We start from the raw sequence: 21,351 nt of genomic DNA, 5'->3' as shown, positions 1-21,351 counted from the left end.
ATTTTGCTTCGTATCTCGCATCCAGACCGCAATCAAAGGGAAATACGAATCATGCGCATTATTATTTACACTAAAAACAACTGTGTCCAGTGCAACGCGACAAAAAATGCCATGGACCGCAAAGGTATCGACTATCAGCTGATCAACCTTGATACCCAACCGGAAGCCATTGATAACCTCAAATCCCTCGGCTATCGCCAGGTGCCCGTTGTCATGACCCATGATGACCACTGGAGCGGCTTCCGCCCTGACAAAATCGCCAGCCTGCGCCAGCTCGCTGCAGTCGGGGGATAAGGCGATGTTCCCACTGGTCTACTTCTCTAGCCAGTCGGAAAACACGCACCGATTTATCACTCGTCTGGGACTGCCTGCTCGCCGCATTCCGCTGGATGGCAAGCAGTGCCTCAATATCGACCAGCCCTATATCTTAGTGGTGCCGAGCTACGGCGGCGGCAGCGCGCGAGGTGCGGTGCCCAGACAAGTGATTCAATTCCTTAATGATGACGCCAACCGACGCGGTATTCGCGGGGTGATTGCTGCCGGTAACCGCAACTTCGGTGAAGGCTACTGCCTGGCGGGCGACATCATTGCGCAGAAATGTCAGGTTCCTTATCTCTACCGCTTTGAGCTGATGGGAACCCCCGACGATATCGCTAATGTAAAAGCGGGAGTAACCCAATTTTGGCAACGACAGACACCCTGAACAGCACGCAGCTGGACTATCACGCGCTCAATGCGATGCTGAACCTGTATGACGCCGATGGCCGCATTCAGTTTGAAAAAGATCATGAGGCCACGCGCCAGTTCTTCCTGCAGCACGTAGAGCCGAATACCGTACAGTTCGCCTCGGCGGGCGATCGTCTGCGCTATCTGGTGGCGGAAGGCTACTATGAAGCCACGGTACTGAATCAGTACGACTTTAATTTCCTGTGCCAGTTGCACGATGAAGCCGATGCCTGGGGTTTCCGTTTTCATACCTTCCTGGGGGCGTGGAAGTTTTACACCAGCTACACGCTGAAAACCTTCGACGGTAAACGTTATCTCGAAACTTTCGAGCAGCGCGCCTGCATGGTGGCGCTGACGCTGGCACGCGGTAATGAATCGCTGTCACGTGAATTGCTGGCAGAAATGCTCAGTGGCCGCTTCCAGCCAGCCACCCCAACCTTCCTCAACTGCGGTAAACAGCAGCGTGGTGAATTGGTGTCCTGCTTCCTGCTGCGCATCGAAGACAACATGGAATCGATTGGCCGTGCGGTGAATTCGGCGCTGCAACTCTCCAAACGTGGCGGCGGCGTGGCATTCCTGCTCTCCAACCTGCGTGAATCCGGTGCGCCTATTAAACGTATCGAAAACCAGTCGTCTGGTGTGATTCCGGTGATGAAGATGCTGGAAGATGCGTTCTCTTATGCGAATCAGCTCGGCGCACGTCAGGGCGCGGGCGCAGTGTGGCTGAACGCGCACCATCCGGATATTTTCCGCTTCCTCGATACTAAGCGAGAAAACGCTGACGAGAAGATCCGTATCAAAACGCTGTCACTGGGCGTGGTGATCCCCGATATCACCTTCCAGCTGGCGAAAGAGAATCGCGATATGGCGCTGTTCTCGCCGTACGACGTTGAGCGTATTTACGGCAAGGCATTTGGTGATATCAGCATCAGCGAGCTATACGAAGAGATGCTGGCGGACGATCGCATCCGTAAGACTTACATCAAGCCGCGTGATTTCTTCCAGACGCTGGCCGAAATCCAGTTTGAGTCAGGCTATCCGTACATCATGTACGAAGACAGCGTGAACCGTCATAACCCGATTGCCGGTCGCATCAATATGAGCAACCTGTGTTCAGAGATTTTGCAGGTTAACAGCGCCAGCGAATTCTATGACGATCTCAACTACCGCCGCGTGGGCAAGGATATCTCCTGTAACCTCGGCTCGCTGAACATCGCGCATGCCATGGATTCCCGCAATCTGGCACAAACCGTGGAAACGGCGGTACGCGCCTTAACAGCGGTTTCTGAGATGAGCGAAATCAACTCGGTGCCGTCGGTGGCGGAAGGCAATCGCCGTTCACACGCGGTGGGCCTGGGTCAGATGAACCTGCATGGTTACCTGGCGCGTGAAGGCATGGCTTATGGCTCGAAAGAGGCGCTGGATTTCACCAATCTTTACTTCTACTGCGTGACCTATCACGCGGTGCGCACCTCTAACCTGCTGGCACAAGAGCGTAAACAGCGCTTTGATGGCTTTGACCAGTCGCAATACGCCAACGGTCACTACTTCGATAAATATGTGGATCGCCCCTGGCAGCCGCGCACCGCGCGCGTGGCACAGATCTTCGCCGATGCAGGCATTGCACTGCCGACGCAGGCCGACTGGCAGGCATTGCGCGAATCAGTGATGCAGCATGGCCTGTACAACCAGAACTTACAGGCGGTTCCGCCTACCGGTTCAATTTCGTACATCAATCACGCCACCTCGAGTATTCATCCGATTGTGTCGCGCATTGAGATCCGCAAAGAGGGCAAAACCGGCCGCGTGTACTATCCGGCGCCGTTTATGACTAATGACAACCTGGATCTCTATCAGGATGCGTATCAGATTGGCCCGGAAGCGATTATTGATACCTACGCCGAAGCCACACAACACGTCGATCAGGGCTTGTCTTTGACACTGTTCTTCCGCGATGACGTCACCACGCGTGACATCAACAAAGCGCAAATTTATGCGTGGAAGAAAGGCATCAAAACGCTCTATTACATCCGTCTGCGCCAGATGGCGCTGCAAGGCACTGAAGTCCAGGGCTGTGTCTCCTGCTCATTGTGATGAAAACTATGCAACTTAAACAAATTCAAGCGATTAACTGGAACCGTATCCAGGACGAAAAAGATCTCGAAGTGTGGAACCGTCTGACCAGCAACTTCTGGCTGCCGGAAAAAGTGCCGTTGTCCAACGATCTGCCTGCATGGCAGTCACTGGACCACCAGCAACAGCAGCTGACCATCCGTGTGTTTACCGGGTTAACGTTGCTCGACACCATCCAAAACGTGATCGGCGCGCCGGGCCTGATGGAAGACGCCATCACGCCGCATGAGGAGGCGGTGCTATCGAATATCAGCTTTATGGAAGCAGTGCATGCGCGGTCCTATAGCTCGATTTTCTCCACCCTGTGCAACACCGCCGATGTCGATGCCGCGTATCGCTGGAGTGAAGAGAACGAAGCGTTGCAGAACAAGGCGAAGATTGTGCTGGAGCACTATCGTGCCGAGGACCCGCTGAAGAAGAAAATCGCCAGCGTGTTCCTGGAATCGTTCCTGTTCTACTCCGGTTTCTGGCTGCCGATGTACTGGTCAAGCCGTGGCAAATTGACCAACACCGCTGACCTGATTCGTTTGATTATTCGCGATGAAGCGGTACACGGATATTACATCGGCTATAAGTACCAGAAGGCACTGGAAAAAGTCGACGATGCACGCCGTGAAGAGCTGCAGCAATTTGCCATCGATTTGCTGCTGGCGCTGTATGAAAACGAAGTGGAGTATACCGAAGCGCTGTATGCGGATGTCGGTTGGGCGGAAGAGGTAAAAACCTTCCTGCACTATAACGCCAACAAGGCATTGATGAATCTGGGATATGAGGCGTTGTTCCCATCAGAGCTGACCACGGTGAATCCGGCGATTCTTTCCGCTTTGTCACCGAATGCCGATGAAAACCACGATTTCTTCTCCGGTTCAGGTTCTTCCTACGTGATGGGAAAAGCCGTGGAAACCGAAGACGAGGACTGGAATTTCTAGCCTCAGGCCTGCAGCACAGGGCGCGCCACAGCGCGCCCTTTCATCGCTTTCATATTTCCTCTTCAGACTGACAAATATTCCCCCGTTATTTCCCTTTCTCAGCTTCATTATTTTGTCATTTTAGCGCCATTCATTCGTCCATTATATCGTCTACATAAGCGCAATTTATTCGTGTTTCACTGAGCATTTGCCATGAAAGCGGGTTAAATTCACAAAAAATTCAGAAAAAAATGATTCGCCCTCATCCCTTGTGAACACTGGAATTATCGCCAATCTGCGCACGCTCGCTCAACCAAATATCCGCACCAAGGGTTGTCAGATATTCTCACTATGCTAGGTTATAGGGCGCTTAAATTTAATCGAGATCATTACAAGAAATAGCTAAACATTTAACCGGGAAATTAATTACTGCATGGCAATTAAACTCGAAGTAAAGAATTTATATAAGGTATTTGGGGATCACCCCGAAAAGGCATTTAAGCTGATTGAGAAAGGCGAAAGCAAAGAGACGATTCTGGCGAAAACCGGTCTCTCAGTCGGCGTAAAAGATGCCAGTCTGGCCATTGAAGAAGGCGAGATCTTCGTCATCATGGGGCTCTCCGGTTCAGGGAAATCCACCATGGTTCGCCTTCTCAATCGTCTGATCGAACCCACTCGCGGCCAGGTGATCATTGACGGTGTCGATATTGCGAAAATATCGGATGCTGAACTGCGTGAAGTGCGCAGAAATAAGATCAGCATGGTATTCCAATCCTTCGCATTAATGCCCCATATGACGGTTCTCAATAATACCGCCTTCGGCATGGAATTAGCGGGCGTGGCGTTACAGGAACGTCAGGAAAAAGCGCTGGAAGCATTGCGTCAGGTGGGACTGGATAATTATGCCCACGCCTACCCGGATGAACTCTCTGGTGGTATGCGTCAACGCGTCGGATTAGCCCGCGCGCTGGCAATCAATCCCGATATATTATTGATGGATGAAGCCTTCTCCGCCCTCGATCCGCTTATCCGCACTGAAATGCAGGATGAGTTGGTGAAACTGCAGGCGAAACATCAGCGTACCATCGTGTTTATCTCTCACGATCTCGACGAAGCGATGCGTATTGGCGATCGCATCGCCATCATGCAGGGCGGCGAAGTCGTTCAGGTCGGCACGCCGGATGAGATTCTGAATAATCCCGCGAACGATTATGTGCGCACCTTCTTCCGGGGTGTCGATATCAGCCATGTGTTTAGCGCTAAGGATATCGCCCGTCGTAGCGCTGGCGCACTGATTCGTAAAGCGGCCGGTTTTGGCCCGCGATCCGCCATCAAACTGCTGCAGGATGAGGACCGCGAATTTGGCTATGTGCTGGAGAAACAGAAATTTGTCGGCGTGGTTTCAACCGATTCACTTAAAGCAGCACTGGCCGCGGGTGAAGGACTGGATAGCGCCCTGCTTGAGACGCCGTTAGCGGTTCCTGCGGATACCTCACTGAACGATTTGCTCTCCCACGTTGCCCAAGCGCCCTGCGCGGTGCCGGTGGTCGGCGAGGAGAATCAGTACGTCGGTATTATTTCCAAAAGCATGCTATTGCGCGCTTTAGATCGTGAAGGAGCCCAGTCATGAGTGAACAAACCAGCAATCCGTGGGACAGCGCCAGCCAGACCACGCCGCAACCTGCTACAACAGATTCGAGTGCGGCGGCCAGCAGTAGCGATCCCTGGGGCGGGAGTGCTGCCCCGGCGGATAGCAGTGCCAGTTCAGGTTCTACTGATGCCTGGGGCAATGCCTCCAGCACCGGCTCGGATGCCACCTCCAGTGCAGGCCATGATGCCGCCTCCAGTGCAGGTCATGATGCGGCCTCCTCGGCGGCCAGTAGCAGCGACTGGCTAAGCAGCGCGCCGGCGCCGAAACCTGAACATTTCAATATTATGGACCCCTTCCACAACACCATGATCCCGCTGGATCGTTGGGTGACGGAAGGCATCGATTGGGTAGTGAACCATTTCCGCCCGGTGTTCCAGGGCATTCGTGTGCCAGTGGATTATATCCTCAGTGCCTTCCAGAATCTGTTGATGGGGTTGCCTGCACCCGTTGCGATTGCGTTGTTTGCGCTGATCGCCTGGCAGATTGCCAGCCCGGCGATGGGTATTGCCACGCTGATTTCACTGGTGCTGATCGGCATGATCGGCGCCTGGTCGCAAGCGATGGTGACGCTGGCGCTGGTGCTGACCGCCCTACTGTTCTGCATCATCATTGGATTACCGCTCGGTATCTGGCTGGCGCGCAGTGAGCGTGCGGCGAGAATTGTGCGACCATTACTGGATGCGATGCAGACCACACCCGCCTTTGTATACCTGGTGCCAATTGTGATGCTGTTCGGTATCGGTAACGTGCCTGGTGTGGTGGTGACCATTATCTTTGCGTTGCCGCCGATTGTCCGTCTGACCATTCTTGGCATTAAACAGGTGCCCGCTGATCTTATTGAAGCCAGCGAGTCCTTTGGTGCCAGCCCCCGCCAGATGCTGTTTAAAGTGCAGTTGCCGCTGGCGATGCCAACCATCATGGCGGGTGTCAACCAGACACTGATGCTGGCACTGTCGATGGTGGTGATCGCCTCGATGATCGCTGTTGGCGGTCTTGGTCAGATGGTCCTGCGCGGTATTGGTCGCCTGGATATGGGCCTCGCCAGTGTTGGCGGTGTCGGTATCGTTATCCTCGCGATTATTCTTGACCGCCTGACACAATCTGTTGGCCGTGACAGCCGCAGCCGTGGTAGTCGCCACTGGTATAACACCGGCCCCGTTGGCTTGCTATTACGCCCCTTCAGTAAAAAAGTCTGATTTCTTTGGACGGCCCGCCGTGGCCGTCCGTCTCCGACGCTACACGTAAAATAAGGAATGACTATGCGCAAGACAGCTCTATTCGCCGCCGTCCTGACGACGTTTGCCGCAACCCACGTGTCCGCCGCCGACCTGCCCGGTAAAGGCATTACGGTTAAACCCGCTCAGAGCAATATTTCCGAAGAGACTTTCCAGACGCTGCTGGTGAGCCGTGCGCTGGAAAAACTGGGCTACACCGTCGATAAGCCTAGCGAAGTGGATTACAACGTGGCTTACACCACCATCGCGGCGGGTGATGCCACCTTTATCGCCACCAACTGGAAACCACTGCATGATGACATGTACGCCGCTGCCGGTGGCGATCAGAAATTCTACCGTGAGGGCACTTACGTGACCGGCGCGGCACAAGGCTATTTGATCGACAAGAAAACAGCGGATCAGTATCACATCACCAATCTTGAACAGCTAAAAGATCCTAAGATCGCCAAGCTGTTTGATACCAACGGAGATGGCAAAGCCGACCTCACCGGCTGTACACCAGGCTGGGGCTGTGAAGCGGTGATTAACCACCAGATTGATGCCTTCAAACTGAGCAACACCGTTGAGCACAACCAGGGCAACTACTCGGCGATGATTGCCGACACCATTACCCGCTTCAAACAGGGTAAACCGATTCTTTATTATACCTGGACGCCTTACTGGGTAAGTGATGTGCTAAAACCGGGCAAAGATGTAGTGTGGCTGCAGGTGCCGTTCTCATCCATGCCGGGCGCGCAGAGCAAAGTGGATACCAAACTGCCTAACGGCATGAACTATGGCTTCCCGGTCAACACCATGCATATCGTGGCTAACAAAGCCTGGGCTGAGAAAAACCCGGCGGCGGCAAAACTGTTTGCGGAAATGAAGCTGCCACTGGCTGATATCAATGCGGAGAATGCGGCGATGCATGCGGGCCACGCGTCTGAAGCCGACATTAACAGCCACGTAGACGGCTGGATCAAAGGCCATCAGGCCGAGTTTGATAAGTGGGTTTCTGACGCACAGGCTGCGGCGAAGTAATCCTCTTTCCCTTATAGAGCGGCCTTTTGGTCGCTCTTCTCCACCATCCCCGCACATTTAGTGCGTTATAGCGCACTGGTACGTCCTGTCAATTAACACACCATTGAAATAATTTTTTGGGTTACTATTAACCACAAATGATTATCTTCGTTTTTCTTCCGCTGTGAATATGGCTAAGCCGAGACGCATCTCTGCACTATCTGAGGTTAGATCCTCTCAACGAATGCAATTCATCATTTTAACTGGTACGGTATTGATACCGTAAATGTTACAATTTAGTTAATTAACCCATTGATTTGGTGATGTAATATCCGCAGCGAAAGTGTTTAGAAAGCGTAAAGACCCACCCAATCACGTGAGTGAGACTATTCATTGATGATTGAGTTTGTTATGGTTAGCAGCACAGTTATTCACCAGAGTTATTTTTTCTCTCGAAATTATTTTTTCTTAAAAATATTTCATGATGCGAATTGATGACAATCTAACCATCCAGCGTGGCAAATTGTCAGGGCGAACTGCCCAAGGTTATGGAACGACCTGGAACGCCAGATGTTGACAATGTGATCGTGCGAACAATCACTGGCGGAAAATATGACTACGCTTAATCTGTCACCATCCTTACTATACCAGTTGCAACTAAGAGGTTTTTTTTAAAATGGAAAGTTCGTTTACTCCCATTGAACAGATGCTGAACATCCGTGCTAACCGCCATAAAGATTTTCCGTTGCAGGAAATCATCCTGACTCGTCTGTGCATGCATATGCAGGGAAAACTGCTGGATAACCGCAACAAGATGTTGAAGGCGCAGGGAATTAACGAGACCTTATTCATGGCGCTGATCACACTTGATGCGCAAGAAAACCAGAGCATCCAGCCTTCTGAACTGAGTTCTGCGCTGGGTTCCTCACGTACTAATGCAACACGTATTGCTGATGAGCTGGAAAAACGTGGCTGGATTGAGCGCCGCGAGAGCGATAATGACCGTCGCTGCCTGCATCTGCACCTGACAGAAAAAGGTAACGAATTCTTACGTCAGCTGCTGCCGCCACAGCATCAGAGCCTGCAGTACCTGTGGTCTTCGCTCTCAACATCCGAGCAGGATCAGCTGGAAGCGATTACGCGTAAGCTGCTTAACCGTCTTGATAAAATGGATGAAGATCAGGTTATCGCTTCCCTGTCGCGCTAATAGCAAGAAGTGCGACACAATCACCTTCCGAAATCGCTATTTTAATCCCCTTTTATCCGGCCAGCGTCTCATACGCTGGCTTTTTCGACTCGGGAAACCGTGTTGATGGATCAACACAGCCCGGCTAAATGGAAAACGTGGAGAAAAACATGAGTGCGACCGCGGAAGCGCAAAGCCCGCAACAGCCAGCGAATAAAAAGAAGAAGCGCAAAGGTGTGCTGATCCTGCTGGCTATCGTGTTTGTATTGATTGGGGTGGCGTATCTGGCTTACTGGTATTTGGTGCTGCGCCATTTCCAGGAAACCGATGACGCCTATGTGGCAGGTAACCAGGTGCAGGTGATGGCACAGGTTTCCGGCAGCGTGAATAAAGTCTGGTTCGATGACACTGACTTCGTGAAAAAAGGCGACATTCTGGTGTCGCTGGATAAAACCGATGCGGAGCAGGCGTTTGAAAAAGCGCAGACTGCACTGGCCACCAGCGTCCGCCAGACGCATCAATTGATGATCAACGGCAAGCAGTATCAGGCCACCATCAAGCTGCAACAGACCGCTCTGGATCAGGCTGAAGCCGATCTGAAACGTCGTGAGCCGCTGGGTGCGTCAAACCTGATTGGTCGTGAAGAACTGCAACACTCACGTGATGCCGTGGCCACGGCGAAAGCGCAACTTGATGTCGCCGTGCAGCAGTACAACGCGAACCAGGCGATGATCCTGAATACCAATCTGGAACAGCAACCGGCCGTTAAACAAAGTGCTGCCGAACTGCGTGATGCATGGCTGGCATTGCAACGTACCGAAATTCGTAGCCCGATTGATGGCTATATTTCGCGTCGTAGCGTCCAGGTCGGTTCGCAGATCTCCACCAGCACCCCACTGCTGGCGGTGGTACCGGCGACTAACTTGTGGATAGATGCCAACTTTAAAGAGACTCAGCTCTCTGGTGTGCGTATCGGTCAACCTGCGACCGTGGTCAGTGATATTTACGGTGATGACGTGGAGTATCACGGTAAAGTTGTCGGCCTGGATATGGGCACGGGTAGCGCCTTCTCTCTGCTGCCGGCACAGAATGCGACAGGTAACTGGATCAAAGTGGTTCAGCGTTTACCGGTGCGTATTGAGCTGGACCCGCAACAGGTGGCTGAACATCCGCTGCGTATTGGTCTCTCCACCTTAGTCAAAGTGGATACCCAAAACAAAGACGGGGCCACACTGGCCAGTAGCGTGCGTCCACAAGCGGCGTATGAAAGTAACGCATTGGCAATCGACCTCGCGCCGGTTAACAAGCTGATTACTGATATCGTTCGTGCTAACGCCGATTAATTCCGCGGGAGGCTGTGATGGCACAAAAACCGCTTGAAGGTGCGCCGTTAGTCCTGATGACCATCGCCTTATCCCTGGCGACGTTTATGCAGGTTCTCGACTCCACCATTGCTAACGTGGCGATCCCGACGATCGCCGGTAACCTTGGTGCCTCGAACTCACAGGGCACCTGGGTAATTACCTCATTCGGGGTGGCAAACGCCATCTCGATACCGATTACCGGTTGGTTAGCCAAACGTATCGGTGAAGTGAAGCTATTTACCTGGTCGACCATTCTGTTTGTGCTGGCCTCATGGGCCTGCGGCATGTCAGAGAGTCTGGAGATGCTGATCTTCTTCCGTATCATCCAGGGTGTGGTCGCCGGTCCGTTGATTCCACTGTCGCAAAGTTTGCTACTGAACAACTACCCGCCAGCCAAGCGCAGCGTGGCGCTCTCGCTGTGGGCGATGACGGTGATCGTGGCCCCGATCTGCGGCCCGATTTTAGGCGGCTGGATCAGTGATAACTACCACTGGGGTTGGATCTTCTTTATCAACGTTCCGATTGGTGTGGTCGTCGTCGCGCTGACTCTGCAAACCCTGCGAGGACGCGAAACCAAAACCGAAATCCGACCGATTGATATCGTCGGCCTGGTGCTGTTGGTGGTGGGGATTGGTTCGCTGCAGGTGATGCTCGACCGGGGTAAAGAACTCGACTGGTTTGGCTCCACGGAGATCATTGTACTCACGGTAGTCGCCGTGGTGGCGCTGGCGGTGCTGTTGGTGTGGGAGCTAACGGACGACCATCCGATTGTCGATTTGTCGCTGTTTAAAAAGCGCAACTTCACCATCGGCTGTTTGTCGATCAGTCTGGCTTACATGCTTTACTTCGGCTCGATCGTGTTGCTGCCCCAGTTGCTGCAGGAGGTATACGGCTACACCGCCACCTGGGCAGGTTTGGCGTCAGCGCCGGTCGGCATCATTCCGGTCATCCTGTCGCCGATCATTGGTCGCTTTGCCCACAAGCTGGACATGCGGCGGCTGGTGACCTTCAGCTTTATCATGTACGCCGTCTGTTTCTACTGGCGCGCGTATACGTTTGAGCCGGGGATGGATTTTGGTGCGTCGGCATGGCCGCAGTTTATTCAGGGCTTTGCCGTGGCCTGCTTCTTTATGCCACTGACCACCATTACGCTGTCAGGCTTGCCGCCAGAGCGTATGGCAGCAGCATCGAGCCTGTCGAACTTTGTGCGTACGCTGGCCGGTTCAATCGGTACGTCGATCACCACCACCATGTGGACGGATCGTGAATCGATGCACCACAGCTACCTGTCGGAATCGGTGAATCCCTTCAATCCGAATTCGCAGCAGATGTATGACCAACTGCAAAGCTTGGGCATGACGCAGCAGCAAGCTTCAGCCTACATTGCACAGCAAATTACCAATCAGGGCCTGATTATCTCAGCGAATGAGATCTTCTGGGCATCAGCGGGAGTATTTTTGATCTTGCTGGTTCTGGTGTGGTTTGCACGTCCGCCATTTGGTGCGGGCGGTGGCGGCGGTGGAGCGCACTAAAGAGTAGAAACAAAAACGGGCCTTTCGGCCCGTTTTCATTTATGCGTTCTGGCGCCACCATTCGGCAAGCAGAATGCCAGTCGCAACGGAGACGTTAAGACTCTCGACGTTGCCGGTACCGCCAATCGACAGGCTGATATCACCCTGCTGGAAGGCGCTGTCGGACAGACCTTCACGCTCCTGGCCCAGTACCAGAACCATTTTGGCTGGCAGCTCAGCTTTCGCCAGCGGCGTGCCTTCATGGCTTGAAGTCGTCACAATGGTGTAACCCGCTTTGCGGAAAGCTTCCAGACCGCTGGCAAAACTTTCACCACTGATGGCCTGCACATGCTCAGCACCGCCCTCGGCCGTGCGCACAGCGGCGCCAGACTCCAGCAGAGAAGCATGGTTAACCAGCAAACCTTTCACGCCGAAGTGCGCGCAGCTACGCATGATGCCACCGAGGTTGTGCGGGTTGCTAACATCTTCCAGGGCCAGCACGCAATCCTTAGTATCCGCTTTTTTCAGCCACTCAGAGACTTCCATGCCCATACGCTTCTTGATGATGAAGCACACGCCGCCGTGGTGTTCGGTGCCTGAAGCCTTAGTCAGCTCGGCATCATCCACCACGTGGTAGGCTTTACGATTGGCCGCTAACCAGCGCAGCGTTTCGCGGAAGCGTGGCGTCACGCTCTGGATAAACCAGGCACGCACGATACTCTCTGGTCGGCTGGCAAACAGCGCCTGGCAGGCATTTTCACCGTAAACACGCGTCTCTTCCTGACGCTGACGGCGAATCTGCTCGGGGTCGATAACCGGCTTGTTGCTCGCGGCCTCATCAATCTGGCTATCGTCCGCTACCGGTGGGCGTGAAACGGTGCGCCACGGTGAATCACCGAAGCTGCGGTTGTCATCGCCACGATCGTCACGACGGCCAAAGCTGCGACCGCGCTCGCTGTTGCGTGCATCACGCGCTGGCGTTCCGCGACCACCTGCACTGCTGCGGCCACCTTCTTCATTATTACGTGCAGTACGAAAACCAGAACGACGATTATCTTCCTGGCGCGCAGCAGGACGGCCGCCTTTGCCGGTACGAGGATTTGGTTTTTGGCCTGCATCCTCATCACGTACATACATCACTTTTACCTTGCCGCTTTTGCCTTTAAATTCGTCGTTCATTTGTTCCTCCTGCATTGAGAGCGCGAAGATTACCTGATGTGCTGGAGCTTAGCTATCAACTATTGAACCTATTGGGCAATCCAGATTGAGCATAGCACTCAACCTTTTCATAATGTTCGGCAATCATAACATTTACAGGTCCGGTTTGAGGTGACGATGAATACTGTATGTGCCTCCTGTCAGGCAACTAACCGCGTTCCCGAGGAACGTATTGCCGATGGCGCCAAGTGTGGTCGCTGTGGCGACGAGCTTTTCAATGGTGAAGTCGTGAATGCTACCGCAGCCACGCTGGATAAATATTTGCAGGACGATCTGCCCGTGGTGATCGACTTCTGGGCGCCGTGGTGCGGACCGTGCGTGAACTTCGCGCCTGTTTTTAAGGATGTCGCTGACGAACGCCGCGGTAAAGTGCGCTTTGTGAAAGTGAACACGGAAGCCGAACCGACACTCAGCTCACGCTTCCGCATCCGCAGTATCCCGACCATTATGGTGTTCAAAAAAGGTGAGATGGTCGACATGTTAAACGGAGCAATGCCCAAAGCACCGTTTAATGAGTGGCTCGACGAATCACTTTAAGCACCTCAGGCCAGCCCCTGTGCTGGCCTTGCCGTTAGCCTTCTATTAAACTGGCGTTTTTTCCTTCCTGCGATTCTATGTCTGAAAATGCCGTTCTGCGCTTACGTGCGCAACGTTTAGCACGCGCTACGCGCCCGTTTCATGCCCGTGGCAATCGCGTGTTGCGCTGCCAGCGTTGCCTGCTGCCACAAAAAAATTGCCTGTGTGCCTCCCTGCAGCCGCAGCAAGCACGCAGCCGTTTTTGTCTGGTGATGTTCGATACCGAGCCAATGAAACCCAGTAATACCGGACGCCTGATTGCCGATATCCTGCCTGATACGCTGGCGTTTGGCTGGTCACGCACCGAACCTGATGACGCGATGCTCGCCGCAGTGAAAACTGACGAGTATCAGCCACTGGTGGTGTTTCCGGGCTCGTATGCCGATGCAGGCAGGGAAGTGCTCACCACACCTCCGCTCACCGGCAAACCACCGCTATTTATTATGCTGGATGGCACCTGGACCGAAGCCCGCAAGATGTTCCGCAAAAGCCCCTGGCTGGATGCGTTCCCGGTGATGTCACTCAACGTTTCCACACCGTCGCGCTACACGCTGCGGGAAGCGCACGGCGAGGGCCAGCACTGTACCGCTGAAGTGGCCGCCGCGCTGCTGGAACAGGCGGGAGATGTTGAGGCAGCAAGCGCGTTACAGCAGCATTTTGAGCATTTCCGTCACGCTTATCTGGCAGGCAAGCCGCATCATCCGGTGCATTATCAGGAAAGCGTGCTGTAGGGATCGCCTGATTTTTTAACTTGTCCGTTTGATTTATAGTCGCACATCGCCATGGAGTTGGCTCCCAACATAAGGATGATGCGCTATGAAAGTCTGGTGGCTTGTTGTGCTACTGATAGCGGGCTGCAGCACGGCCCCGCAAACTGACCGCCCTTACCCACTGCAGTTACAATCCGTTAGCACACGCCCAAGTGGCATCATTAGCGTTGCTGAATTGCAGCCCGGTGATTTGCTGCTCTCCTCCGCCACCTCGCCTCAATCCTGGGGCATTCGCCTGATCAGCTTCAGCGGTGTCAGCCATGCCGCAATCTATCTGGGTGATCGACAAGTGGCGGAAGCCGTGGGCAGTGGTGTCAAAATCATTCCGCTGCAACAGGCTATTGAGGAGAGTAATAATTTGTTGGTGCTACGCGTGCCCAGCCTCACTCATGACCAAAGCTCGCTGTTGCGCGAATTTGCCCACCAGCAACAAGGCAAAAAATACAATTTCAAAGGTATCGTGATGTTCATGCCGTTTATGGTTTCGCGCCGCGTCTGCGAGCTGCCGCTGATGCATGAAAATCTACGCAGTGCCTGTCTCACTGCATTAGCGCGCGTGCAACTCGCCGACGTTGACGATCCTCAAGCCAATCGCTTCTTCTGCTCAGAATTCGTCATCGCAGGATATCGCCATGCAGGCGTCGAGCTACTTCAGGGACAAGCGAGCTGGGTCAGTCCGGCTGATCTCATGCATCTGCGTGATGGAGATATCTCAGCATGGCATAGCGAGCAGAATATGCAGTACATCGGCCATTTAAAGCGCTGGAACCTTAAAGAGATCCTCAGCCTGCGATCGGCGAGTCGGCAAGCAGAGTAAAAAGCGTTTACAATCATGCCAATCTTGATGTCGGGAGCGGATGATGAGTCAACGCGGACTGGAAGCACTGTTACGACCTAAATCAATCGCGGTGATTGGTGCGTCAGTTACACCGGGGCGCGCCGGCTACTTTATGATGCGTAATTTGCTGGCAGGCGGATTTAGCGGTCCGGTACTGCCGGTCACGCCGAAGTATAAAGCCGTGAGCGGTGTGCTGGCCTGGCCGGATATTGCCAGCCTGCCGTTCGCGCCCGATCTCGCCATTATCTGTACTCATGCCAAACGCAATCTGGAACTGCTGCAGCAGTTGGGTGAAAAAGGCTGCAAAGCCTGCATCATTCTCTCCGCACCCGCCAGTCAGTTGGAAGAATTGAAAGCCTGTGCCAGCCAGTGGCAAATTCGCCTGCTCGGCCCGAACAGTCTGGGATTGCTGGCCCCCTGGCAAGGATTGAACGCCAGCTTCTCGCCGGTGCCGATCGCAAAAGGACGCATTGCCTTTATTTCTCAATCCGCGGCGGTCTCCAACACCATTCTTGATTGGGCTCAGCAGCGCAATCTCGGCTTCTCCTGGTTTATCGCTTTGGGCGACAGTCTGGATATTGATGTTGATGATTTGCTGGATTTCCTGGCGCGTGACGGCAAAACCAGCGCTATTTTGCTCTATTTAGAGCATCTCAGTGATGCGCGCCGTTTTGTTTCGGCCTCTCGTAGCGCCTCACGCAATAAACCGATTCTGGTGATCAAAAGCGGTCGCAGCCATCAGGCACAAGCGATGATTGGCACACTTAGCGGGCTGGATGCCGCATGGGATGCCGCGATTCAGCGTGCCGGTTTGCTGCGCGTACAGGATACGCATGAACTGTTTTCAGCGGTGGAATCGTTGAGCCATATGCGCCCCTTGCGCGGTGATCGTTTGATGATCATCAGCAACGGCGCAGCCCCCGCAGCCTTAGCACTGGATGAGCTGTACGCGCGTAATGGAAAGCTGGCTACGCTGAGTAATGAGACCTTACAAGCCCTGGCCACGTTGTTACCGGAAGGCGTTGGGCGCGGTAATCCGCTGGATCTCAAGGACGATGCCACACCAGCGCGCTATGTTGCCTGCATAGAACAACTACTGGATAGCCATGAACTCGATGCATTAATGATTATCCATGCCCCGAGCGCCGTGTCTCCCGCCAGCGAAACGGCCGAACAAATTATCGCGGCCGTGGCAAAACATCCGCGCGGCAAGCAGGTAACACTGCTCACTAACTGGTGTGGCGAATACTCGTCACAAGCCGCTCGTCGTGCTTTCACTCAGGCCGGAATCCCCACCTGGCGCACACCGGAAGGTACCGTAACCGCATTTATGCATCAGGTAGAGTATCGCCGTAACCAAAAACAACTGCGTGAAACACCCGCCTTGCCGGTCGGCCTGACGCAAAACAGCGCGCAGGCGCACCAGTTGATTCAACAAGCGCTGGATCAGGGTATTAACACTCTGGATACCCACGAAGTCCAGCCGGTGCTACAAGCCTATGGATTAGCAACGCTGCCGACCTGGATTGCGAGTGACAGTCGCGAAGCGGCCAGCATTGCCGACCAGATTGGCTACCCCGTGGCACTCAAGCTGCGTTCACCGGATATCCCACACAAGTCTGAAGTTCAGGGGGTAATGCTTTATCTGCGCAGCGCTGCGGAAGTTGAGCAGGCCGCTGAGGCGATTTTTGATCGTGTGCGCAATACACATCCACAAGCGCGTATCGATGGCTTACTGGTGCAAAGCATGGCAAACCGTGCCGGCGCACAAGAATTACGCGTGGTGGTGGAACAAGATCCGTTGTTTGGTCCGATTATCATGCTGGGTGAAGGCGGAGTGGAGTGGCAACCGGATAAGCAGGCTGCAGTGGCATTACCCCCGTTGAATATGACGCTAGCGCGTTACCTGGTGATTCAGGCGATGAAGAGCGGCAAAGTGCGCAGTCGCAGTGCGTTGCGTCCACTGGATATTGCGGGATTGAGCCAGCTTCTGGTGCAGGTTTCTAACCTGGTGGTGGATTGCCCGGAGATCCAGCGGCTGGATATCCATCCGCTGCTGGCCTCCGCGAATGAATTCACCTTGCTGGATGTCACACTGCAGCTCGCGCCATTTACCGGTGATAACGAAGCACGCCTGGCGATTCGCCCTTATCCACACCACCTTGAAGAGCAGGTGCAGTTGAAAGATGGACAGCATTGCCTGTTCCGCCCGATCCTGCCGGAAGATGAACCGCAACTGCGCGCATTTATCGCTCAGGTAACGAAGGAAGATCTCTATTATCGTTATTTCAGTGAGATCAATGAGTTCACGCATGAGGATCTCGCCAACATGACCCAAATCGACTATGACCGAGAGATGGCCATTGTTGCAGTACGACAGCGCGACGGGAATGATGAGATTATTGGTGTGACGCGTGCGATCTCGGATGCCGATAACATTGATGCGGAGTTTTCGGTGCTGGTGCGCTCCGATCTGAAAGGACTCGGGATGGGCAGACGATTGCTGGAAAAGATGATCCGCTATACGCGCGATCATGGTCTGCAACAATTGAACGGTATCACCATGCCACACAACACCGGCATGATTACGCTGGCACGAAAACTGAATTTTCGTGTGAATATTCAATTGGATGATGGCATTGTCAGCCTGAATTTACCGCTCGGTGAGGCGTGATGATGTCCTGTACAGAAAGGTAAAAATCCTCCTTATCAGGCCGGTTGGTGTTATTATTTACCGTTAGGATCATGATTTGATGGCAAAAGGCCATGCAATGAACAGAGAAGAAGTGCACTGTGATGTTGTCTAAATTTAAACGCAATAAACACCAACAACACCTCGCACAGCTGCCTAAACTGTCACAATCCGTGTCGGATGTGACCACGCTTTACTCGCCTGCCGAGTTCCGTGAGACCCTGCTGACGAAAATCGCTGCGGCTGAAAAACGCATCTGCATCGCCGCACTCTATCTCGAGAACGACGACGGCGGGCGTGGCATCATGCAGGCGCTCTATGCTGCGCGTCAGGCACGTCCGGAGCTGGATATCAGTATTCTGGTGGATTGGCATCGCGCGCAGCGTGGCCGAATTGGCGCCGCTCGTGGACTGACCAACGCGGACTGGTACTGCGAGATGGCAGCACAGCATCCCGATATCGCTATTCCAGTGTATGGCATTCCCGTTAACACGCGTGAAGCACTTGGCGTACTGCATCTGAAAGGCTTCATAATTGATGACACCTTGCTGTACAGCGGCGCCAGCCTGAATGATGTTTATCTGCATCAGCATGATAAATATCGCTATGATCGCTATCAGTTAATCCGTAATCCACAATTGGCGGACACCATGTACGCGTGGATTTGCGAAAATCTCAAGCAGTCCGATGCGGTTAATCGCCTTGACCAGACTGAGCGTCCATCCAGCCCTGAAATTAAGAACGAAACACGCCAGTTCCGTCAGGATTTGCGCAGTTTTCATTACCAGTTCGCGGGGAATGCTGACAATGAGTCACTGGCGGTCACGCCGCTGGTGGGCCTTGGCAAACGCAGTCTGCTCAATAAAACCATCTTCCATTTGATGCCGTGCGCCGAGCGTAAACTTACGCTGTGCACGCCTTACTTCAACCTGCCTGCGATCCTGGTGCGTAATCTGATCCATCTGCTGCGTCAGGGTAAAGAGGTGGAGATCATCGTGGGCGATAAAACCGCCAATGATTTCTACATCCCGCCTGAGCAGCCGTTTAAAATCATCGGCGCACTGCCCTATCTATATGAGATCAACCTGCGACGCTTTCTGAGCCGTTTGCAGTATTACGTCAATAACGGCCAGTTGACCGTGCGTCTGTGGAAAGACGGCGAAAACAGTTATCACCTGAAAGGTATTTGGGTGGATGACGAGTGGATGATGATTACCGGCAATAACCTCAATCCGCGCGCCTGGCGACTGGATTTGGAAAATGCGGTGCTGATCCACGATCCTAAGAATGAGCTGGCAGAGCAGCGCGAGAAAGAGCTGACGCTGATTCGTGAACATACCACGACGGTTCAGCACTTCCGCGAATTAGAGAGTATTTCTGACTATCCGGCGAAAGTACGTAAGTTAATCCGTCGTCTACGCCGTATCCGTATTGACCGTCTTATCAGTCGCTTACTCTAGCCGATGCGTGCGCTCATCCTCTGCGTAGTTTTACTTTGTAGTGGATGTGCGCATGTGGCACAAGATAACTGGACCGGTATGGACAAAGCCGAACACTTCTTCTCTTCTGCCGTGCTAGCCGCTGCCGGCAGCGAAATCTCCCAACACCAGCATCAAAGCCGTGGACAAAATTTACGTTTTGGCTTTTTGTTCTCGCTGAGTTTTGGCGTAGGAAAAGAGTTATATGACAGCCGCTCTTCGGGGAGCGGCTGGAGTTGGAAAGATCTCAGCTATGACGTGGCGGGAGCGGCCACTGGCGTTGCCTTGTGGAGTTTAAGCCAATAATCACAGTGTAATGCCCTTCCCTTTGCGATGGAGCATCAGGGAAATAACGAAGGCCAATGCCCCCATCGCCGACACATACCAGAAGAAACTGGTTTCAATCCCCTCTTTCTTCAGCAGTAAAGCGACATATTCGGCCGAACCACCAAAGATCGCATTAGCCACCGCATAAGATAAGCCTACGCCTAGCGCGCGCACTTCTGGTGGGAACATCTCCGCTTTCAGGATGCCGCTGATAGCGGTATAGAAACTGGTGATAATTAGCGCCAGCATAATCAACGCAAATGCAGCCCAACTGCTCTGCACATTTTGCAGCATCATCAGGATCGGTACGGTACAGATCGCTGCCCCCGCACCAAAGATCATCATCGAAGATCGACGACCGATCTTATCTGACAGCGCCCCGACGATCGGCTGAATCAGCATGAAGACGAATAATGCGGCTGTCATCAATCCACTGGCGCTGCGTGCATCCATCCCCGCCGTATTGACCAGATACTTTTGCATATAGGTGGTGAAGGTATAGAAGCTCAGTGAACCGCCGGCAGTAAAGCCCAATACCATCAGAAACGCGCGTGAGTGATTGCGCAGCAAACCCATAACGCTGCCCGCATCTTTATGTTCACGATTCTTTTTCTCAGAGGTTTCATTCAGTGAGCGACGCAGCCACAGTGCGACAACGGCCAGCACGGCACCGAGGAAGAAGGGGATGCGCCAGCCCCAGTTGCGCAACTCTTCGTCGCTGAGGATCTGTTGCAGCACCACTACGGTGAGCACGGCTAACAGCTGGCCGCCAATCAGTGTCATGTACTGGAATGAAGCATAAAAACCTTTGCGGCCTTCTAAAGCGACTTCACTCATATAAGTGGCGCTGGTGCCATACTCTCCGCCCACTGACAACCCTTGAAACATACGCGCCAGCAGCAGGATCACTGGTGCCGCCACGCCAATTTCGCCGTATCCTGGCAGGCAAGCGATCACCAGGGATCCTAAACACATCATGCAGACAGAAATCAGCATTGAGTTTTTACGTCCATGGCGATCGGCTATATAGCCAAATAACCAGCCACCAATCGGACGCATCAAAAATCCAGCGGCGAATACGCCTGCGGTTTGCAGTAACTGCGTGGTGGTATCACCTGCGGGGAAGAATACATGCGCGAAATAGAGTGAGAAAAAGGAGTAAACGTAAAAGTCGAACCATTCGACCAGATTGCCTGATGATGCGCCCACAATCGCCCAGATGCGCTGTTTGCTGTTTATCGTTGATTCAGATGGTGCCACTTTTTGTTGTAGTGAGTCGGTCATGTCTTACCTCATTTCCTTGCGATAAATTAATGCCAAAGGATTCAGTAAAGCACGTGTTGGGCGGTTTCGGGAATTGGATGACGTTGAAGGTGCTAATTTGTGATTAGTGAGGGATTTTGGGGTGAAATCAGGGCGATGTTTCAGTACTGGTTGAAGGCTTTGAAGGTGAGTCTGTAGCCAAAATCGCGCTGTGGCGGCGTGGTGTCAAAGGTGAATTAGCTGATTTACTGGATGAATATGTGATTGCGCTGGCCAGCAATGAGAAATCAACGATCGACCGGCCTCTTCCTGATATTAATCAGCCGGTTAAGGTTGCTGATTTTATCGAAATAATCAGCCGGTTAAGGTTGCTGGTTTTATCGAAAACTGGCTGAAAAAGGCCCCTAAGCGGGGAGGTGTTTGCAGGACTGGCTGAATTTCAGACGTAAAATCTCCTGGCTACAGACGTAAGAAAA

19 protein-coding genes are annotated in these 21,351 nt (G+C 53.3%); 17 read left to right on the top strand and 2 right to left on the bottom strand.

Annotation, left to right across the window (positions count from 1 at the left end):
- Positions 1-51: 51 nt before the first annotated feature.
- The 10 genes from IAE30_RS27325 to emrB all read left to right on the top strand — a co-directional run bounded on the left by IAE30_RS27325 (position 52) and on the right by emrB (position 11,734).
- The gene (locus IAE30_RS27325) at positions 52-294 is read left to right on the top strand and encodes a redoxin NrdH (protein ID WP_038645282.1); all 243 of its coding nucleotides are present in this window, start codon (positions 52-54) and stop codon (positions 292-294) included.
- A 4-nt stretch (positions 295-298) separates the two neighbouring features.
- Positions 299-703, top strand: a complete 405-nt coding sequence (nrdI, locus tag IAE30_RS27320; RefSeq protein WP_045834020.1) for a class Ib ribonucleoside-diphosphate reductase assembly flavoprotein NrdI — start codon at positions 299-301, stop codon at positions 701-703.
- Positions 682-2,820, top strand: coding sequence for a class 1b ribonucleoside-diphosphate reductase subunit alpha (gene nrdE, locus IAE30_RS27315; protein ID WP_200681360.1), 2,139 nt, complete (start codon positions 682-684; stop codon positions 2,818-2,820). Before nrdI ends, nrdE begins: the two co-directional genes overlap by 22 nt.
- An 8-nt stretch (positions 2,821-2,828) precedes the next feature.
- Positions 2,829-3,788, top strand: a complete 960-nt coding sequence (nrdF, locus tag IAE30_RS27310; protein ID WP_038649925.1) for a class 1b ribonucleoside-diphosphate reductase subunit beta — start codon at positions 2,829-2,831, stop codon at positions 3,786-3,788.
- 412 nt (positions 3,789-4,200) lie between these two features.
- Positions 4,201-5,397, top strand: a complete 1,197-nt coding sequence (gene proV / locus IAE30_RS27305; RefSeq protein WP_045815844.1) for a glycine betaine/L-proline ABC transporter ATP-binding protein ProV — start codon at positions 4,201-4,203, stop codon at positions 5,395-5,397.
- Positions 5,394-6,614, top strand: coding sequence for a glycine betaine/L-proline ABC transporter permease ProW (gene proW, locus IAE30_RS27300; RefSeq protein WP_038645277.1), 1,221 nt, complete (start codon positions 5,394-5,396; stop codon positions 6,612-6,614). The genes proV and proW overlap by 4 nt, the downstream gene beginning before the upstream one ends.
- A 63-nt stretch (positions 6,615-6,677) precedes the next feature.
- Positions 6,678-7,673, top strand: a complete 996-nt coding sequence (gene proX, locus IAE30_RS27295; protein ID WP_038645275.1) for a glycine betaine/L-proline ABC transporter substrate-binding protein ProX — start codon at positions 6,678-6,680, stop codon at positions 7,671-7,673.
- Positions 7,674-8,328: 655 nt separating this feature from the next.
- Positions 8,329-8,859 carry a transcriptional repressor MprA gene (gene mprA, locus IAE30_RS27290; protein WP_034825472.1) on the top strand — a complete coding sequence of 177 codons (531 nt, stop codon included), beginning with the start codon at positions 8,329-8,331 and terminating at the stop codon, positions 8,857-8,859.
- Positions 8,860-9,008: 149 nt separating this feature from the next.
- Complete coding sequence (gene emrA / locus IAE30_RS27285) at positions 9,009-10,181, top strand: multidrug efflux MFS transporter periplasmic adaptor subunit EmrA (protein WP_045833728.1); 1,173 nt, start codon at positions 9,009-9,011, stop codon at positions 10,179-10,181.
- Between the two features lie 14 nt (positions 10,182-10,195).
- Positions 10,196-11,734 (top strand): multidrug efflux MFS transporter permease subunit EmrB, encoded by a 1,539-nt coding sequence (emrB, locus tag IAE30_RS27280; RefSeq protein WP_156149368.1) that lies wholly within the window; start codon positions 10,196-10,198, stop codon positions 11,732-11,734.
- A 39-nt stretch (positions 11,735-11,773) separates the two neighbouring features.
- Here emrB and IAE30_RS27275 read toward each other — a convergent pair whose 3' ends face one another.
- Entirely contained in the window at positions 11,774-12,892 is a 1,119-nt protein-coding gene (locus IAE30_RS27275) for a tRNA/rRNA methyltransferase (protein ID WP_200681359.1), read from the bottom strand.
- Positions 12,893-13,048: 156 nt separating this feature from the next.
- Here IAE30_RS27275 and trxC point away from each other — a divergent pair, with 156 nt between their 5' ends.
- The 6 genes from trxC to IAE30_RS27245 all read left to right on the top strand — a co-directional run bounded on the left by trxC (position 13,049) and on the right by IAE30_RS27245 (position 19,591).
- The gene (trxC, locus tag IAE30_RS27270) at positions 13,049-13,468 is read left to right on the top strand and encodes a thioredoxin TrxC (protein WP_045815840.1); all 420 of its coding nucleotides are present in this window, start codon (positions 13,049-13,051) and stop codon (positions 13,466-13,468) included.
- A gap of 77 nt (positions 13,469-13,545) precedes the next feature.
- The gene (locus IAE30_RS27265; RefSeq protein ID WP_200681358.1) at positions 13,546-14,238 is read left to right on the top strand and encodes a tRNA-uridine aminocarboxypropyltransferase; all 693 of its coding nucleotides are present in this window, start codon (positions 13,546-13,548) and stop codon (positions 14,236-14,238) included.
- An 85-nt stretch (positions 14,239-14,323) separates the two neighbouring features.
- On the top strand, positions 14,324-15,094 hold the full coding sequence (locus IAE30_RS27260; protein WP_200681357.1) for a YaeF family permuted papain-like enzyme: 771 nt from the start codon (positions 14,324-14,326) through the stop codon (positions 15,092-15,094).
- 43 nt (positions 15,095-15,137) lie between these two features.
- Entirely contained in the window at positions 15,138-17,789 is a 2,652-nt protein-coding gene (locus IAE30_RS27255) for a bifunctional acetate--CoA ligase family protein/GNAT family N-acetyltransferase (RefSeq protein WP_200538137.1), read from the top strand.
- A gap of 122 nt (positions 17,790-17,911) precedes the next feature.
- On the top strand, positions 17,912-19,267 hold the full coding sequence (gene pssA, locus IAE30_RS27250) for a CDP-diacylglycerol--serine O-phosphatidyltransferase (protein ID WP_200681356.1): 1,356 nt from the start codon (positions 17,912-17,914) through the stop codon (positions 19,265-19,267).
- A gap of 3 nt (positions 19,268-19,270) precedes the next feature.
- Positions 19,271-19,591, top strand: a complete 321-nt coding sequence (locus tag IAE30_RS27245) for a YfiM family lipoprotein (RefSeq protein WP_200681355.1) — start codon at positions 19,271-19,273, stop codon at positions 19,589-19,591.
- On the opposite strand, the gene IAE30_RS27240 is transcribed toward IAE30_RS27245, so the two are convergent.
- Entirely contained in the window at positions 19,592-20,896 is a 1,305-nt protein-coding gene (locus tag IAE30_RS27240) for an MFS family transporter (RefSeq protein ID WP_200681354.1), read from the bottom strand.
- A 239-nt stretch (positions 20,897-21,135) separates the two neighbouring features.
- Here IAE30_RS27240 and IAE30_RS30315 point away from each other — a divergent pair, with 239 nt between their 5' ends.
- Entirely contained in the window at positions 21,136-21,270 is a 135-nt protein-coding gene (locus IAE30_RS30315) for a hypothetical protein (protein WP_255530348.1), read from the top strand.
- Positions 21,271-21,351 lie beyond the last annotated feature (81 nt).

It is taken from the genome of Pantoea sp. S61, assembly GCF_016625145.1.
Classification (GTDB): Bacteria; Pseudomonadota; Gammaproteobacteria; order Enterobacterales; family Enterobacteriaceae; genus Pantoea; species Pantoea rwandensis_B.
The sequence above is the reverse complement of the archived record's forward strand: the minus strand, read 5'-3'. Positions and strand labels throughout refer to the sequence as shown.

Bases quoted from the DNA above. Each gene is read 5' to 3' on its own strand.
- proW (WP_038645277.1), top strand. From the start codon at position 5,394: ATGAGTGAACAAACCAGCAATCCGTGGGACAGCGCCAGCCAGACCACG.
- IAE30_RS27255 (WP_200538137.1), top strand. From the start codon at position 15,138: ATGAGTCAACGCGGACTGGAAGCACTGTTACGACCTAAATCAATCGCG.
- IAE30_RS27325 (WP_038645282.1), top strand. From the start codon at position 52: ATGCGCATTATTATTTACACTAAAAACAACTGTGTCCAGTGCAACGCG.
- proX (WP_038645275.1), top strand. From the start codon at position 6,678: ATGCGCAAGACAGCTCTATTCGCCGCCGTCCTGACGACGTTTGCCGCA.
- pssA (WP_200681356.1), top strand. From the start codon at position 17,912: ATGTTGTCTAAATTTAAACGCAATAAACACCAACAACACCTCGCACAG.
- IAE30_RS27275 (WP_200681359.1), bottom strand. From the start codon at position 12,892: ATGAACGACGAATTTAAAGGCAAAAGCGGCAAGGTAAAAGTGATGTAT.
- trxC (WP_045815840.1), top strand. From the start codon at position 13,049: ATGAATACTGTATGTGCCTCCTGTCAGGCAACTAACCGCGTTCCCGAG.
- IAE30_RS27265 (WP_200681358.1), top strand. From the start codon at position 13,546: ATGTCTGAAAATGCCGTTCTGCGCTTACGTGCGCAACGTTTAGCACGC.
- IAE30_RS27260 (WP_200681357.1), top strand. From the start codon at position 14,324: ATGAAAGTCTGGTGGCTTGTTGTGCTACTGATAGCGGGCTGCAGCACG.
- IAE30_RS27245 (WP_200681355.1), top strand. From the start codon at position 19,271: ATGCGTGCGCTCATCCTCTGCGTAGTTTTACTTTGTAGTGGATGTGCG.
- proV (WP_045815844.1), top strand. From the start codon at position 4,201: ATGGCAATTAAACTCGAAGTAAAGAATTTATATAAGGTATTTGGGGAT.
- nrdI (WP_045834020.1), top strand. From the start codon at position 299: ATGTTCCCACTGGTCTACTTCTCTAGCCAGTCGGAAAACACGCACCGA.
- mprA (WP_034825472.1), top strand. From the start codon at position 8,329: ATGGAAAGTTCGTTTACTCCCATTGAACAGATGCTGAACATCCGTGCT.
- IAE30_RS27240 (WP_200681354.1), bottom strand. From the start codon at position 20,896: ATGACCGACTCACTACAACAAAAAGTGGCACCATCTGAATCAACGATA.
- nrdF (WP_038649925.1), top strand. From the start codon at position 2,829: ATGCAACTTAAACAAATTCAAGCGATTAACTGGAACCGTATCCAGGAC.
- emrA (WP_045833728.1), top strand. From the start codon at position 9,009: ATGAGTGCGACCGCGGAAGCGCAAAGCCCGCAACAGCCAGCGAATAAA.